We start from the raw sequence: 15,236 nt of genomic DNA, 5'->3' as shown, positions 1-15,236 counted from the left end.
AATGGTGTGTCCCGGGGGCATTCGTGAGCATCCTCCCGGTGGTGCGAAACCGAACTCCTCCCTCGGGTGCAAGCAGGAGGCGGGGAGTACTGCACAGGGACGATGCGGGAGCGCGGAACGGGTGCCTACCATCGCCGCCATGACGCCGAAGCGGGTGCTGCCCGGACTTCCAGACGCGATGCGCAGGCACCCGTTCCTCGGAGACACGTTGCTGGCCACGGCGCTGGCCCTGACGGCGACCGGCTTGGCACTGATCGAGTCCTCACCGGAGAGACACCTACCCACGACGCCGGCCGACCTTGCCGGGTTCGTCCTCGCGGTGATCGCCGTCGCCGCGCGCCGCCGGTTCACCGTCGCCGCCCTGGGCGTCAGCGTCGCCGGGGTGACCGTGCTCACCGCCGTCGCCCATCATCAGGACCCTGCCCTGACCGCGGCGATCGTCCTGCTGACGTACACGGTTGCCACCCGCACGGAGCAACGAACCGCCTGGCTCACCGCGGGTGGTGTCGCCGCCCTGCTGACCATCGGCACGCTCGTCTGGGCCCCCTTGAACGGGCACAGGCTCAGCACCATTGCCGTGATCGGCGTCGGCGCCGCGATCGGTGATGCGACTCGCAGCCGCCTCGCCTACGTCGCCGAGGTGGAGCAGCGGGCGCGGCAGACCGAGCAGTCCCGCGAGGAGGAGGCGCGGCACCGGGTCGCGCAGGAGCGGATCCGGATCGCCCGGGACATTCACGACGTCATCGCCCACCACATCGCGGCGGTCAAGGTGCTGGCGGCCGGGGCCAGGCGCATCGTGGACCACCGTCCGGAGCAGGTCACCCCGGCACTGGAACACATCAGCCAGCTGGCGGACGACGTACTGAAGGAGATGGGATCCGTCATCGGCCTCCTGCGCCACGAGCCCGACCGGGATGTGCTCACGATCGAACCGACCCGGGGGCTTGCCGACCTCCAACGGCTCATCGGCGACTTCACGGCGACGGGCCTGTGTGTCGAGCGCCGGCAGATCGGAGTTTCCCGGGAGCTGCCGGCCATGGCGGATCTGGTGGCCTACCGGATCATCCAGGAAGGGCTGACCAACGCCCGGAAGTACGGTGACGGAAGGGCTCACCTGACGATCGAATACACCAGCACCGGGCTCACCGTCGACATCGTCAACAAGGTGGGCGAGCGTCGTTCCGGGCAGAGCTTCGGTTACGGCATTCTCGGCATGGGCGAACGGGTGGCCGCGAACGGCGGCCGGTTCACGGTCGGCCACGCCGAAGGCAACGCGTTCTCGATCCGGGCCGAGCTGTCCGCGCCGGCGCCATGACCATCAGATTGTTGCTCGTCGACGACCAGGCCCTGATCCGGGCGGGATTCCGCATGTTTGTGGACCCGGAACCCGACATCGAGGTCGTCGGCGAAGCCGGCGACGGGTTCGAGGCGGTCGACCTCGCCCGGGCCCGGCGCGCCGACGTCGTCCTCATGGACCTGCGCATGCCCGGCATGGACGGCCTGGAGGCCACCCGGCGGATGGCGCAGGCCGAGGATCTGGCCGACGTCCGGGTGCTGGTCCTGACCACGTTCGAAGACGACGAGAACGTCATCCTCGCGCTGCGGGCCGGCGCCAGCGGGTTTCTCGGCAAGCATGTGGAACCGGCCGAACTGACCAACGCCATCCGGGTGGTAGCGACGGGCGAAGCGCTGTTGTCTCCCCGCGCGACGAGAGGGCTGATCAGCCACTTTCTCCATCAGCCGATGGCCGCATCGCTGCCCGTCGCGCCCAGCCTGGCGCAGCTCACCAACCGGGAGAGGGAGGTCCTGTCGCTGGTCGCCTGCGGCCTCTCCAATGACGAGATTGCCGGCCGGCTGCACCTGTCGCGGCTGACGGTCAAGTCGCACGTGACGCGGACGATGACCAAACTCGGCGCACGAGACCGTGCACAGCTCGTGGTGATCGCGTATCAGAGCAGGCTGGTCCGCGTCGACGAGCCGTTCCCGCCGGAGTCCTCGGCGTGACGGCATCGTCGATGCTCAAGGCGGCGGGGCTTCCACGAACAGCGTGCCGCCCGCGTGCTCGACGCCTCCGGGGCGTTGCTCCAGCGCGCCCTGACCACGCGCCAGGGGTGACCGGCTCACGGCCGCGACCGTCCCGGCCTGTGAAGCGCCGCGGGTCAGAAGTCGTCGTCGAAGCCGACGGTGCCGGTCACCCCCACCTGGTACGCCGAGACGCGGCGCTCGAAGAAGTTCGACAGTTCCTGGACGTCCTGCAGCTCCATGAACGCGAACGGGTTCTTCGAGCCGTACATCGGGTCGATGCCCAGCACGGCGAGGCGGCGGTCCGCGACGTGTTGCAGGTATTCGCGCATGTCGGCGAGGGACATGCCGGAGATGCCCCGGGTGAGCAGGTCCTCGGCGAACTGGACCTCGCACTCGACGGCCTCGGCGAGCATGTCCCTGACCTGCTGGGCCATGTCGGCGTCGAACAGGTCGGGTTCCTCCCGGCGGACCGTCTCGACCACGTCGAAGGCGAAGGCCATGTGCATGCTCTCGTCGCGGAACACCCAGTTGGTGCCGGACGCCAGGCCGTGCAGCAGGCCGCGGGAGCGCAGGTAGTAGACGTACGCGAAGGCGCCGTAGAAGAACAGGCCCTCGATGCAGGCGGCGAAGCAGATCAGGTTGAGCAGGAAGGCGCGCCGGTCGGCCTTCGACGTCAGCGCCCGCAGCTCGTGGACGGAGTCGATCCACCGGAAGCAGAACTCGGCCTTGCGGGCGATCGACGGGATGTTCTCCACCGCCGCGAAGGCCTCGGACCGTTCCTGCTCGTCCGGCACGTACGTGTCCAGCAGGTTCAGATAGAACTGCACGTGCACCGCCTCCTCGAACAGCTGCCGGGACAGGTAGAGGCGGCCCTCGGGCGAGTTGACGTGCTGGTAGAGGTTGAGCACGAGGTTGTTGGCCACGATGGTGTCGCCGGTGGCGAAGAAGGCGACCAGCCGGGAGACGAGGTGCCGTTCGGCGGGCGACAGGCGATGGAGGTCGGCGAGGTCCGAGTGCAGGTCGACCTCCTCGACGGTCCAGGTGTTCCTGATGGCGTCCTTGAACCGGTCGAAGAAGTGCGGGTAGCGCATCGGCCGCAGGGTCAGGTCCATGCCGGGGTCGAGCAGCAGCTGCCGGTCGGCGGCGGGGCGGGGTGCGGGAACGGTGGTCACTGGCAGGCCTCGCAGCTCTCGGGGTTCTCCAGGGAGCAGGCGACGGCGGTGGTCGCCTGCTGGATCCGCGTCGCGGGCCGCGAGCGCAGGTAGTACGACGTCTTCAGGCCGGCTTTCCAGGCGTGCAGGTACATCGAGGAGAGCTTGCCGATGGTCGGTGCGCTCAGGAACAGGTTGAGCGACTGGGACTGGTCGATGTAGGGCGCGCGGGCGGCGGCCAGGTCGATCAACGCCCGCTGGGGGAGCTCCCAGGCCGTACGGAACAATTCGCGGACGTCGGCGGGCAGGTCGGCGATGCCCTGCACCGAGCCCTCGGCCCGCTTGATCCGCTCCCGGATCGGCGCCGTCCAGAGGCCGCGGGCCTTCAGTTCGCGTACGAGATAGGTGTTGATCTGCAGGAACTCGCCGGACATGGTCTCGCGCTTGAACAGGTTGGACACCTGCGGCTCGATGCACTCGTAGCAGCCGGCGATCGACGCGATGGTGGCCGTCGGGGCGATCGCGATCATGAGCGAGTTCCGGAGGCCGTGCTCGGCGATGCGGGTCTTCAGGCCGGCCCACCGCTCGGTCTGCGAAGGCGTGGCGCCCCACAGCTCGTGGTGCAGATCGCCCTGCGCGGCACGGGTCTCCGGGTAGGCCGGGTGCGGGCCGAACCGTTCGGCGAGAGCGACGCTCGACTCCAGGGCGGTCAGGAAGATCTCCTCCTGGACGCGGGTCGACAGTTCCTTGGCCTCGGCGGAGTCGAACGGCAGCCGCAGCGCGAAGAACGCGTCCTGCAGGCCCATCAGGCCCAGCCCGATCGGCCGCCACCGCGGGTTGGACCTTCCGGCCTGCTCCGACGGGTAGAAGTTGAGGTCGATGACCCGGTCCAGGAAGACGACCGCGGTCCGTACGGTGGCGCGCAGCTTCTCCCAGTCGACGCCGCCGCCGGCGAGGTGCGCGCCCAGGTTGATCGAGCCCAGGTTGCACACCGCGGTCTCGTCGTCGGAGTTGACCTCGAGGATCTCGGTGCACAGGTTCGACAGGTGGATGGTGTTGCCCGGCGCGCCGGTCTGGTTCGACAGGGCGTTGGCGCGGTCCTTGAACGTCATCCAGCCGTTGCCGGTCTGGGCCAGGGTGCGCATCATCCGGCCGTACAGATCCCGGGCCTTGACGGTCCTGACCGCGTTCTTCTCCGCCCTCCGGTAGGCCTCGTCGAACTCGTCGCCGACCAGGTCGGGCAGCTCGGGCGCGTCGGACGGGTCGACCAGCGACCAGTCGCCGTCGGCCTCGACGCGGCGCATGAACTCGTCCGGGATCCAGTTCGCCAGGTTCAGGTTGTGCGTACGCCGGGACTCCTCGCCGGTGTTGTCGCGCAGCTCCAGGAACTCCTCGATGTCCGGGTGCCACGGCTCCAGATAGACGCAGGCCGCGCCCTTGCGCCGGCCACCCTGGTGGACGGCGGCCACCCCGGCGTCGAGCGTCTTCAGGAACGGCACGATCCCGTTGGACCTGCCGTTGGTGCCGCGGATCAGCGCACCCCGGCCGCGGACCCGGGACCAGGAGATGCCGATGCCGCCGGAGAACTTCGACAGCTTCGCGACCTGGTGGTAGCGCTCGTAGATGGAGTCGAGCTCGTCCCGGGGGGAGTCGACCAGGAAGCAGCTCGACAGCTGGGTGTGCCGGGTGCCCGAGTTGAACAGCGTCGGTGAGCTGGGCAGATAGGCCAGACTCGACATGAGCCGGTAGAAGTCGATCGCCTCGGCCGGCGTCTGCGACAGCCCGCACGCGACGCGCAGCAGCCAGTATTGCGGTGTCTCGAGCACGTCACGTGAGAGCGGGTGGCGCAGCAGGTAGCGGTCGGCCACCGTCCGCAGGCCGAAGTATTCGAACCTCAGATCACCGGCGACGTCGACGGCGTCGTCGAGCTTGCGGGCGTTCCTCGCCACGAACGCGGCGGTCCCGTCGCCGATCAGGCCCTGCTGGTGGGCGTGCCGGATGGACTGGCTGAAGGTGGCCACGCCCTGGTTGCGGACCTCCTTGTCCACGAAGGTGGCAAGGAGGCGGGCGGCCAGCTTGGAATACTGCGGCTCCTCGCCGATCAGCTCGGCCGCCGTCTGAATGGACAGCTTGTCCAGCTCGGCCGTGGTGGCGCCGTCGTAGAGGCCGCTGATCGTCCTGGTCGCGACCCGGAGCGGGTCCACCTCGTCCAGATCGGCCACCCAGCGCTCGACCGCCTTGACGATCTTGTTGACGTCGACCGTCTCCAGATCGCCGTTGCGTTTGCGTACCCGCATCTCGTCCCCCAAACCTCGTGAGGGCGCGCGCAGGGGGACGCCGCCGGCCGGGGCCGGCTGATGGCGTCGGCCGTCCCGCGCGGCCTTCGACCACCGCACGCCACGGCGGCGCACGGTGCGCTGGCAGGTCTTCGGACTCGCGGGCGTCGTACGCGCTGCCTACTGGCCGTCGCTTCCCAGGCCGTGGCGGCCCAGTGCTCTCTGACGGCGGTCGTTCCCACTCACCGCTGCGGGGCAGTCCCGGACTTCCACCGGGTTCCCTCTTGCCTCGAGCACCACCGGGGTGATGATCGAACCAGCTGCGTGCACACCATATATGGGTAGGGGCCCCGGCTGGCAACACCAGATGGTGTGCCGGGCGTGTTGCGACCCGCCGGTGGGCATCACGCCCGGGGACCAGCGGACCCCCTACCAGCGAGCTACCAGGAACGCTCCGCGGGTGGACGCCCGATGCGGGGCCCGCGCCCGAGGATTCTCGGCATGGATCCGACCCAGGCCGTGCTCGAGCACCCGTACGCGATGCTCGGGCCCCTCGTGCTTCTCGAGGGGCCGGCCACCACCGTCACCGCGGGCTCGCTCGTCGGCGCCGGCGTCGCCGCGTTCTGGCCGGTCTGGGTGATCGTCGTGCTCGCCGAGGTGGCGGGGGACACCCTCCTCTACCTTGCCGGGCGCTGGGCCCACCGGTTCCGGTTCCTGGCCCGCCGTGTCCCGCTCGCCGAGGCGGTCGCCCGCAGGCTGCCCCGGCTGGTCGTCACCGCCAAGGTCGTCGACGTGCTCGCCATCCCGGCGTTCCTGTCGGCGGGCGCCGCGCGGGTGCCGTACCGCCGGTTCCTGGCCTGGGTGGGTGCGGCCTCGGCCGTACGCGGTCTGGTCCTGATCTCTTTGGGCGCCCTGCTCGGCAGCCGGCTCACCGGCCTGCTCGAGCTGCCCGGCGGCGTCCTCCTGCTCTCCGCGGCCGTCGCTGTGCCGGTCGCGCTCGTCCACGTCGCCGTGCGGCGACGCTTCTCCCCGGGAGACACCCCATGCGCATCCTCATCGGCGCCGACACCTATGCCCCCCACGTCAACGGCGCCTCGGTCTTCGCCCAGCGCCTCGCCGCGGCGCTGACCCCCCGCCACGAGGTGCACGTCGCCGCGCCGGCGACCGGCCGCCGCAGCACCGTCACGGTCACCTCGGCGGGCGTCGTCGAGCACCGGGTGCGGTCCCTGCCGGTGCCCGGGCACCCCGGCTTCCGGTTCAGCCCGCCGGTGGCGCTGCGCTCGGCGGCCCGCCGGATCCTCGATCGGGTACGGCCGCACGCGGTCCACGTGCAGAGCCATTTCCCGCTGTGCCGGGCGCTGGTCGACGCGGCCCGCGAACGTGGCCTGCTCGTCATCGCGACCAACCACTTCATGCCCGAGAACCTGGTGCACTACCTGCCGATCGGCGACTCCGGGCGGTCGGTCGTGCACGACTGGGCGTGGCGCGACGCCGCCCGCGTGCTCGCCAAGGCCGACGTGGTGACCGCGCCGACCCCGTACGCCGCGGCGCTGGCCACGGTGGCCGGCGTGCCCGGCCCGGTGCTGCCGATCTCCAACGGCATCGACCTGACCCGCTTCGGCGGTGCCGCGGATGCCGCCGGGTTCCGGCTGCTGCACGGGCTCGCCGACAAGCCCACCGTCACGTACGTCGGCCGGCTCGACGCCGAGAAGAACCTCGACGTCGTGGTCCGCGCGTTCGCCTCGGTGCGCCGGTCGCTCGACGCGCAGTTGCTGCTCGTCGGGTCGGGTGCCCAGGGCCCGGCGCTGCGGGCGCTGGCGGCGCGGCTCGGGCTCGGCGAGAACGTGATCTTCACGGGCTTCGTGCCCGACGGCGACCTCCCGTCCGCGTACGCGGCCACGACGGTCTTCGTCAACGCGGGCACGGCCGAGCTGCAGAGCCTGGTCACGCTCGAGGCGATGGCCTGCGGCCGGCCGGTGGTCGGCGCGGACGCCGCGGCCCTGCCGCACCTGGTCGTCGACGAGGGGACCGGCTACCTGTTCCCGCCCGGCGACGTCGACGCCCTCGCCGGCCGCCTGCTGGCCGTGCTCGGCGACCCGGCGCGGGCGCGGGCGATGGGCCGCCGGGCGCGGGCCGTCGCCGAGCAGCACGACGAGACCCGCACGGTCGCCGCGTTCGAGGCTCTCTACGCGATCCGGTCCGCGACCGCGCCGGTCGGGGTGGCGGCGTGACCGCGGTGGCCGTCCGGGCGGATCCCGGTCGCTGGGTACGCGACGCCAAGCTCGGCCTGGCCGTCACGGTGGGCGCGGGGGCCGGGCTGTTCGTCGTCGGCGACGCCGACCCGCTCGACGAGATGATCAGCGACTCGATCCGTACGGTGCCCGGCGCGCTGCTACTGGCGCTGGCGGCGTGCGGCCTGGCCGTGGCCGGCGGGAGGCTCCTGGCCGGCGTGCGGCGGGCGCTGCCCGACTCCCGGCTGCTGACCGTGCTGCTGACGCTCTGGTGCGTGTCGCTGCTCGCGGTGGCGTTCTTCCCGACCAACCTGCCGGGCACCCCGCCCGGCACCGTCGCGATCGTGCACCGCTGGGGCGCCGGGCTGGTGGCCGCGCTGCCCCCGTTGATCGCGCTGCTGGTGGCCGACAAGGCCGGTCGCCGCGCGGAGACCGCCCAGGTCCGCCTCCTGCGGGCCTGCGGCCTGGCCACGCTCGCCGCGTGCGTCGCGTTCGGTGCCGTGCACGGCCCGGCGGCCCTGCTCGGCACGACCTTCGGGGCGTACGCGGGCCTCGCCGAACGCCTGCTGATGGCCCTCGTGGTCGTGGTCATGGCCCTGTGCTGCCGGGTGATCGCCGACGAGGAGCGCGCGCGATGGACCTGATGCACCTCATCGAGGCGGCCGTGACCTCTCCCGTCATCTATCCGGTCCTGCTGCTGCTGGCCATGCTCGACGCGGTGCTGCCCGTCCTGCCGTCCGAGTCGGTGGTCATCGCGGCCGCGGTCTACGCCGCGTCCGGCGGGTCGAATCTCCCCCTGATCATGCTCGTCGCCGCCGTCGGCGCGTTCGCCGGCGACCACCTCGGCTACGCGCTGGGCCGGCTCCTGCGCCGCCGTCGCTCCACCGGCCGCCTGGCCCGGGCCGTCGACCGCGTCGCGCCGCACCTGCACCGCCGCGGCGGCTCGCTGATCGTCGCGGCCCGCTTCGTACCCGGCGGCCGTACCGCGGTCGTCGCCGCCAGCGGCGCGACCGGCTACCCCCTGGCCCGGTTCTCCCTGTTCGCCGGCGTGGCCGCGGTCCTGTGGGCGACCTGTTCCGGCCTGATCGGATTCGTGGGCGGCGCCGCCTTCGAGGCGAACCCGGCGCTCGGCCTGGCGCTCGGCCTCGGCCTGGCCGTCTCCATCACCGCGCTCGGGGAACTGGTCCGCTTCGTGCGTTCCGGCCGTCGCGCCGCCGCCCGGCCGGCGGTGGCCTGACGCGCAGCGAGGGGGCGCCGCTCGGGCGGTCCCTCCGTGGAGGGACTTCTTTTCATGATCGGATCAGTAGCGTCGTGGAGGTGAGCGTGGCCGGGGTACGACCAGTGGCGAAGCGGTGGCGGTTGATCGTCGGATCGTCGGCCGGCCTGCTGCTGGTGTTCACGGCGACCACCGCGATCCTCGGGTACGACGTTCCGGTGCTGGCGGCGTACGCGGCCGCCACCGCCCAGTGCGCCGCCCTGCCGCTGGCACTGCTGCGCCCGTGGCCGGCCACCGCCCTGCAACTGGCCGGGGTGGGGCTGTTCGCCTGGACGCAGCCGGCCGGCGACGGGATGTGGCCGCTGTCGGTGCCGGTGATGGTCGTGCTGGTCGCGTACATCGGGTTGATCGGGCTGACCCGCTCCTGGTCCGTCGCCGTGCTCGTCTGGTGGGTCACCGTCCTGTTCTGCCTCGTGCTGGTGCAGACCGGCCCGCACGGGCGGACCGGCGCCGAGGCCTCGTTGATCATCTTCGCCACCAACTCGGTGCTGGTGCTGTTCGCGACGATCGGCTGGACCCAGCGCGGCCGGGTACGCCGGGAGCTGGCGGACGCACGCCGCGACATCGCCCTGGAACAGGCGCAGCGGGCGCTGGTCGAGGAACGCAACCGGATCGCCCGCGAGCTGCACGACGTCGTGGCGCACAGCATGTCGGTGATCCACATGCAGGCGACCTCCGCGGCGTACCGGATCAAGGACATCGATCCGGAGTCGAAGGCGGAGTTCTCCCGCATCGCCGCGGGAACGCGCTCCACCCTGCGTGAGATGCGGCAACTGCTGGCCCTGCTGCGCGACGAGACCGCGGACAGCGACCTGCGGCCGATGCCGGATCTCCAGCACCTGGGCGAGCTCGCCGAGTCGGCGCGCCGGGGCGGGGTCCCGGTCGACCTCGAGGTGCGGGGGGACCTGCAACAGGCCGGGCTGGCGGACAGCATCGGGCTCGCGGCGTACCGGATCGTGCAGGAATCGCTGAGCAACGTGGTCCGGCACGCGCCCGGCGCCCCCACCCGGGTGCGGGTGAGCGCCGACGACGGCGAGCTGTTCGTGGAGATCGTCAACGATGTGCCTGCCCGGGTGCCGCGGCCGATCGAGGAACCGAACCAGGCCGGCCACGGCGTCGTCGGCATGCGCGAGCGGGCCCGCCTCGCGGGCGGCTCCGTCGAGATCGGCGCCCGTCCGGCGGGCGGCTACCGGGTCGCCGCCCGATTCCCGCTGCCACCCACCGACGAAGCCGAGGGAGACGTCCGATGATCCGGATCCTTGTGGTCGACGACCAGCCGATGATCCGCGCGGGCATCCGCGCCATCCTCGATTCGCAGCCCGACATGTCGGTGGTGGGCGAGGCCGAGAACGGGCGGGTGGCGATCGACCGCAGCCGGGTCCTGCGCCCCGACGTCGTGCTCATGGACGTACGGATGCCCGAGATGGACGGGCTCGCGGCCACCGCCGCCCTGCTCGGACCGCAACGCGCCGAGGGGCGTACCCCGCGCGTGCTGATGCTGACCACCTTCGACATCGACGACTACGTCTACGCGGCGCTGCGGGCCGGGGCCAGCGGCTTCCTGCTCAAGGACAGCGAGCCCGAGCAGCTGATGCACGCCGTACGGGTGGTGGCGAACAGCGAGGCGCTGCTGTCGCCGCGGATCACCCGGCGCCTGATCGAGAACTTCCTCGACTCGCAGCCGCCCGACCCGGCGTCGGCGACCGCCCTGCAACGGCTCACCGAGCGGGAACGCGAGGTGCTGCGGCACATGGTCATGGGCAGGTCCAACGCGGAGATCGCCGGCGACCTGTACATCGGCGAGCAGACCGTCAAGACCCACGTCAGCCGCATCCTCGCCAAGCTCGGCCTGCGCGACCGCGTCCACGCCGTGGTCTTCGGCTACGAGAACGGGCTGGTGACCCCCGGCCGCCGGTGACGGCGCGCGGGTCCCTCTCGGGAGGGACCCCATCTCCCCGGTCACGGTGACGACGCCGCGGCCGGGGTTTTCTACATTTACCGGCATGAATGCAGCATTCCGGATGGCCGGTTTCCTCCTGGCGGCCCTGGTGGCGGTGCTCGGCGCCGCCGTCCCCGCGCACGCCGACGGCGCGATGTCCGGCGCCGACGTGACCGTGGCGCAGAGCCTGGGCGACCGGGAGCTGACGGTGGTCCTGCGCCGGGTGGCGAGCCTTCCCGGTCCGCTGCACGTCGACGTGCTGGCGCACGCCGGGTCGCCCGCCGGAACCCTGCGGCTCGGCGCCCTGCCGTCCGCGGCCGGGGCGCCCAGCTCCGCGTCGCTGACCCTTCCCGGCACCCCCGGCCCCGTCCCGGCCGTCCTGCGGGTGGACAGCGCGGGACCGTGGGAACTGACGATCGACGACGGGCAGCGGCTCGCCCGCATTCCGTTCGTGGTGCACGCGCAGAGCATGAGCCCGGCCGAGAGGTGGGTCTACGGAGGGTTCGTCGCCGCCGGGCTCAGCCTCGCCGCCGCGCTGGTCGTGGCGCTGGCCGCCCGGAGCGGCTGGTGGACCGCGCTGCCCGGGGCGGGTGTCGTCGCCGGAGTCGCCGTCGCGGTGACCGCGGCCCTGCTGTCGGCGTCCCAGCCCCTGCCGCCCGCTCCCGGCGAGGACCTCGACGCGACGGTCGTCAACGCCGCCGATCCGTACGCCGGGATGCCGCGCGGCGCCGCCTTCTCCCGCCCGCCGGTGACCCTGACCGTGCAGCGGCAGCCGGTGGTCGCCGGTGCGCCGGCGACGGTGCGGTTGCGGGTCACGGACGCGGCGACCGGGCTGCCCGCCGACGATCTCGTCGTCCACGACGGCGGGCTCATGCACCTCATGGTCGTGTCCCCGTCGGACCGCCTGTGGCACCTCCACCCGATCCGGACGGCGCCCGGCAGCTACGAGGTCACCTTCACCCCGGACGCCGCCGGCACCTACGCGGTGACCGCCGAGGTGGCTCGACGCGGGGGAGGCGTACAGATGCTGCGCGCGGCCGGCGGTTTCACGGCCACGGGCAGAACCCAGGACAGAAAGGCGGAGCCCCTGACCGTACGGTCGACCGGCACGATCGACGGCGTCGGCGTGCAGGTGGCCATGGCCGACCCGGTCGCCGGTACGCCCGTGACGCTGCGCGCCCGCATCGGCGACGAGGCGGACCTCCAGCCGTGGCTGGGCATGCTCGGGCACCTGATCGTCGCCGGCCCCACCCCCGAGGGCGATCCCGTGTGGCTGCACGCCCACGCCATGGACGACGCCACCGCCATGCACGACATGGAGGGCATGGACGGCATGGCGGCGATGGTCCCGATGCCCGGCGTGCTCGGGGCGACGCTGCCCGACGAGACGGTCGCCGCGTACGGGCCCGCGGTCGGCTTCACCGTCACCTTCCCGCTCCCCGGCCGGTACCGGATCTGGCTCCAGGCCGAGAAGGACTACCGCATCATCACCGTGCCGATCACCGCCGACGTCCGGCCCGCCCCCGAGGCGGCGCCCGGCCTCCCGCAGATCGGCCGGGTCACGCCGGAGCGGGCGCGGACCGGCACCCGGGACGTCACCGTCACCCTCACCGGCCGCGACGGCCGGCCCGCCACCGCACCGCAGATCCAGGTGCAGGCGGTGCTGCCCACCATGGGCCACGCCTCCCCGGTCATCACCGGAATCCCGCGCGGGCGGGGCCGGTACGCCGTGCCCGGCGTGCCCCTGATGGCCGCGGGCGGCTGGCAGCTACGGGTCACCGCGCCCGGCAGCGAACCCCTGACCATCCCGCTCACCGTCACCGACTGACCCTTCCCACCCCTACCGAAAGGCAGAATCATGCCCCGTCCATCCGCCGGTGTGCTCGGCGCGGCTGCGGTGCTCCTCGGCACCGGCACCTCCCTGGCCGGCATCGTCTGGGACGTCCAATGGCACGTCGACGTCGGCCCCGACACCTTCTTCACCCTGTCCCACCTGATGCTCTACTCGGGCAGCGCGATCGCCGGGCTGGCCGCCCTCGCGATGGTGCTGCGGGCCACCTTCGCCCAGCGCGCCGGGCGCACCGCCGACCCCGCCGAGGGCGGCCGCACGGTCCGGGTCCTCAAGTTCGACGCCCCGCTGGGCTACCTGATCGCCGGCGCAGGCGCCGCGATGTTCCTGCTCTACGGCCTGATGGATCTGTGGTGGCACACCGTCTACGGCTTCGACGCAGACCTCGGCTCGCCGCCGCACGTCGCCCTGTTCAGCTCGATCACCGTCACGATGGTGGGCTCGGTCATCGTCTTCGGCTACGCCCGCGACCGGCGGTGGGGCCGGATCGGGCTGGTCGTCTCGCTGCCGATCCTCATGACGTTCAGCCCGCTGATGCTCAACGCGCTGGCGGAGCTGCCGGCGCCGTTCGACATCGAGATCGTCAGTGCCGCGTTCTTCTGCACGCTCAGCATGCTGCTCGCCGCCGGGATCACCGGGCGTCCGGCGTACGCGATCAGGGTCGCCGCCGTCCTGGGCGCCATGCAGCTCGCCCTCTGGTTCTTCGCCCCGTGGGCATCGCACAGCTATGCGTCGATGGTCAACCTGCCGCTGCGCGACGGCCTCGGGGACGCGCCGCCGGAACTGCCCAGCGCCACCCCCATGTTCCTGCTCGTCGCGGCGGCGGTCGGCGCCGGCGTGCTGGCCTACGGCCGGCGCGCCGGGATGTCGATGCGCCTGCTCCCGCAGCTCGCCGGTGCGGTCGGCGGTCTCGTCCTGGCGTTCTCGCTCGACCTCCAGGTGCCGCTCGTCGGCAACGGCCCGCTGGCCGCCCCCGGAACCCTCGTCGCCGATGCCCTCGCCGGCCTGCTCTTCGGCGCGCTGGCCGGCTTCCTCGCCTGGCGCTTCGCCGGCCTGCTGCGCGGCGAATCCCGCAAACCGATCGCCATCGTCGTTCCCGGCCCGGCCGTCCAGGGAGGCCTCGCATGATTTCCGTACGCCGAAAGCTCGCCGCCGTGGCAGCCGCCGTCCTCGTGGTGCTGCTCCCCGCCGCCCCGGCAGCCGCCTACGAGCCGGTGAACATCGTGCACACCGAGCAGGTGCAGGCGGGCCCGTACGCGGTGACCGTCGGCTTCTCCGAGTGGCCGCTGCGCGCGATGCAGTCGCTGGACTTCACCTTCATCCCGGCCGGCGGCATCGCCGGCAAGTCGGGCAGGCTGCTCCTCGACGGCCCCGGCATCGACGCTGACCACGCCGACCGCGTCCTGGCCCGCCACCCCCGCAAGCTCGACGTCTGGGGCCTCGACGTGGTGTCGCTGGCGAAAGCGGGCGGCTACACGATCGGCTTCCGCATCGACGGTCCGCAGGGCCCGGCCGAGGGCCGCACCCAGCCGCTGCCGGTCCTGGCCCAGCCGGGCCCGCCGCTGGCCCTGAGCTGGGCGATCTGCGCCATCCCGATCGCCGGCCTGATCGTGTTCCTGGTCGTGGCGTGGCGCCGCGCCCGCCCGTCGGCGAACCTGGTGCCGCTGGCGGACTGACGCGCTCACGGGTCCCCCACCCCGGGGGACCCGTGGCCCGCGGCGGCCCGGCCCCGCAGGAACCGCACGGCGCCCAGGGCATTCAGGGCAACACCCCAGATCAGCACCACGACGGCCCACTGCGCCCACCGCAGCACCGTCAACTCACCGGACAGCAGATTCAGCGCCGCCGCGTACGGCGTGGTCCACTCCCGGACGGCGGGCAGCGCCCCCAGCACGAGCCACACGCCGAGCGGCAGCACCACGGTGGCCGCGCACGCCACCACGACCGGCCTGAGCAGCAGTCCGAGCCCGGTCCCGACGAGCTGAGCGGTGACCTGAACCAGCACACCGCCGACAACGCCGCCGCCGGCATGACTCCACCCGCCGGCCGGACTGACCACAACGGCGACGACACAGGCAACGACGCCGAAGACCGCGACCCCGACGGCCAGCACGACCGCGGTGAGCCACAGGGTGACGAGCGGGCGATAGCCGGGGGCCTGCCCGGGGCCGCGGTCGGGTGTTCTTTGCCCGGGGCGGCCGTCGGGTGTTTCTTGCCCGGGGCCGTGGTCGGCTGGGCGCTTGAGGTCCCGGGCCAGCAGGACGCCGGTGAACGGCAGCGTGGCCGACATGAGGAGCTGGACCGACTCGGAGAGCTCGACGAACGTCGCGCCGGCGGGGTCGTCCCCGGCCAGCACCCCGACGATCCCGAGCACGCCGAGGAACAGGGTGAGGCCCACCAGTACCCGCATCCTCGTCATGCTGCCGCGCCCGCCGGCCCGGCGGAACCGAAGGGACAACTACCGGACGCCCGGCCCCGGGAACTCCGCG

General features: G+C 72.5%; 14 protein-coding genes and 1 riboswitch. Of the genes, 11 read left to right on the top strand and 3 right to left on the bottom strand.

Annotated features, from left to right (window positions below):
* The first annotated feature begins 139 nt into the window (after positions 1–139).
* Entirely contained in the window at positions 140–1,315 is a 1,176-nt protein-coding gene (locus tag CLV70_RS26490; protein ID WP_146164164.1) for a histidine kinase, read from the top strand.
* Complete coding sequence (locus tag CLV70_RS26485) at positions 1,312–2,004, top strand: response regulator (RefSeq protein ID WP_106129321.1); 693 nt, start codon at positions 1,312–1,314, stop codon at positions 2,002–2,004. Before CLV70_RS26490 ends, CLV70_RS26485 begins: the two co-directional genes overlap by 4 nt.
* A 155-nt stretch (positions 2,005–2,159) precedes the next feature.
* Here CLV70_RS26485 and CLV70_RS26480 read toward each other — a convergent pair whose 3' ends face one another.
* Together CLV70_RS26480 and CLV70_RS26475 are read right to left on the bottom strand one after the other, a co-directional pair.
* Positions 2,160–3,137 (bottom strand): ribonucleotide-diphosphate reductase subunit beta, encoded by a 978-nt coding sequence (locus CLV70_RS26480; RefSeq protein ID WP_106129490.1) that lies wholly within the window; start codon positions 3,135–3,137, stop codon positions 2,160–2,162.
* A gap of 56 nt (positions 3,138–3,193) precedes the next feature.
* Positions 3,194–5,506, bottom strand: coding sequence for a ribonucleoside-diphosphate reductase subunit alpha (locus tag CLV70_RS26475; RefSeq protein WP_342750416.1), 2,313 nt, complete (start codon positions 5,504–5,506; stop codon positions 3,194–3,196).
* A 72-nt stretch (positions 5,507–5,578) separates the two neighbouring features.
* Positions 5,579–5,788: riboswitch (cobalamin riboswitch) on the bottom strand.
* Positions 5,789–5,953: 165 nt separating this feature from the next.
* Between CLV70_RS26475 and CLV70_RS26470 the strand changes: the two genes are divergently transcribed.
* The 9 genes from CLV70_RS26470 to CLV70_RS26430 all read left to right on the top strand — a co-directional run bounded on the left by CLV70_RS26470 (position 5,954) and on the right by CLV70_RS26430 (position 14,423).
* Positions 5,954–6,580 (top strand): DedA family protein, encoded by a 627-nt coding sequence (locus CLV70_RS26470; protein WP_158277829.1) that lies wholly within the window; start codon positions 5,954–5,956, stop codon positions 6,578–6,580.
* On the top strand, positions 6,496–7,683 hold the full coding sequence (locus tag CLV70_RS26465) for a glycosyltransferase (protein ID WP_106129318.1): 1,188 nt from the start codon (positions 6,496–6,498) through the stop codon (positions 7,681–7,683). Before CLV70_RS26470 ends, CLV70_RS26465 begins: the two co-directional genes overlap by 85 nt.
* Positions 7,680–8,327 (top strand): DUF998 domain-containing protein, encoded by a 648-nt coding sequence (locus CLV70_RS26460; RefSeq protein WP_106129317.1) that lies wholly within the window; start codon positions 7,680–7,682, stop codon positions 8,325–8,327. The genes CLV70_RS26465 and CLV70_RS26460 overlap by 4 nt, the downstream gene beginning before the upstream one ends.
* Positions 8,318–8,920 (top strand): DedA family protein, encoded by a 603-nt coding sequence (locus CLV70_RS26455; RefSeq protein ID WP_106129316.1) that lies wholly within the window; start codon positions 8,318–8,320, stop codon positions 8,918–8,920. The genes CLV70_RS26460 and CLV70_RS26455 overlap by 10 nt, the downstream gene beginning before the upstream one ends.
* Before the next feature lie 80 nt (positions 8,921–9,000).
* A complete protein-coding gene (locus CLV70_RS26450; RefSeq protein WP_146164163.1) occupies positions 9,001–10,209 on the top strand; it encodes a sensor histidine kinase in 1,209 nt (402 codons plus the stop codon).
* Complete coding sequence (locus tag CLV70_RS26445; RefSeq protein ID WP_106129314.1) at positions 10,206–10,877, top strand: response regulator; 672 nt, start codon at positions 10,206–10,208, stop codon at positions 10,875–10,877. The genes CLV70_RS26450 and CLV70_RS26445 overlap by 4 nt, the downstream gene beginning before the upstream one ends.
* Positions 10,878–10,962: 85 nt before the next feature.
* Entirely contained in the window at positions 10,963–12,726 is a 1,764-nt protein-coding gene (locus CLV70_RS26440; RefSeq protein WP_211303893.1) for a hypothetical protein, read from the top strand.
* Between the two features lie 30 nt (positions 12,727–12,756).
* Positions 12,757–13,875 carry a hypothetical protein gene (locus CLV70_RS26435; protein WP_146164162.1) on the top strand — a complete coding sequence of 373 codons (1,119 nt, stop codon included), beginning with the start codon at positions 12,757–12,759 and terminating at the stop codon, positions 13,873–13,875.
* Positions 13,872–14,423, top strand: coding sequence for a hypothetical protein (locus CLV70_RS26430; RefSeq protein ID WP_106129312.1), 552 nt, complete (start codon positions 13,872–13,874; stop codon positions 14,421–14,423). Before CLV70_RS26435 ends, CLV70_RS26430 begins: the two co-directional genes overlap by 4 nt.
* A gap of 5 nt (positions 14,424–14,428) precedes the next feature.
* Here the strand turns inward: CLV70_RS26430 and CLV70_RS26425 are convergent, their stop codons facing one another.
* Positions 14,429–15,157: a hypothetical protein gene (locus tag CLV70_RS26425; protein WP_146164161.1), complete on the bottom strand. Its 729-nt coding sequence runs from the start codon at positions 15,155–15,157 to the stop codon at positions 14,429–14,431.
* Positions 15,158–15,236 lie beyond the last annotated feature (79 nt).

The sequence above is a fragment of the Pseudosporangium ferrugineum genome (assembly GCF_003002065.1).
GTDB classification, from domain to species: domain Bacteria; phylum Actinomycetota; class Actinomycetes; order Mycobacteriales; family Micromonosporaceae; genus Actinoplanes; species Actinoplanes ferrugineus_A.
This window is presented reverse-complemented; position numbering and strand designations above follow the sequence as displayed.

Coding starts and splice junctions, on each gene's coding strand:
- CLV70_RS26490 (WP_146164164.1), top strand. CDS start 140: ATGACGCCGAAGCGGGTGCTGCCCGGACTTCCAGACGCGATGCGCAGG.
- CLV70_RS26485 (WP_106129321.1), top strand. CDS start 1,312: ATGACCATCAGATTGTTGCTCGTCGACGACCAGGCCCTGATCCGGGCG.
- CLV70_RS26480 (WP_106129490.1), bottom strand. CDS start 3,137: ATGGACCTGACCCTGCGGCCGATGCGCTACCCGCACTTCTTCGACCGG.
- CLV70_RS26470 (WP_158277829.1), top strand. CDS start 5,954: ATGGATCCGACCCAGGCCGTGCTCGAGCACCCGTACGCGATGCTCGGG.
- CLV70_RS26465 (WP_106129318.1), top strand. CDS start 6,496: ATGCGCATCCTCATCGGCGCCGACACCTATGCCCCCCACGTCAACGGC.
- CLV70_RS26455 (WP_106129316.1), top strand. CDS start 8,318: ATGGACCTGATGCACCTCATCGAGGCGGCCGTGACCTCTCCCGTCATC.
- CLV70_RS26445 (WP_106129314.1), top strand. CDS start 10,206: ATGATCCGGATCCTTGTGGTCGACGACCAGCCGATGATCCGCGCGGGC.
- CLV70_RS26440 (WP_211303893.1), top strand. CDS start 10,963: ATGAATGCAGCATTCCGGATGGCCGGTTTCCTCCTGGCGGCCCTGGTG.
- CLV70_RS26435 (WP_146164162.1), top strand. CDS start 12,757: ATGCCCCGTCCATCCGCCGGTGTGCTCGGCGCGGCTGCGGTGCTCCTC.
- CLV70_RS26430 (WP_106129312.1), top strand. CDS start 13,872: ATGATTTCCGTACGCCGAAAGCTCGCCGCCGTGGCAGCCGCCGTCCTC.
- CLV70_RS26425 (WP_146164161.1), bottom strand. CDS start 15,157: ATGCGGGTACTGGTGGGCCTCACCCTGTTCCTCGGCGTGCTCGGGATC.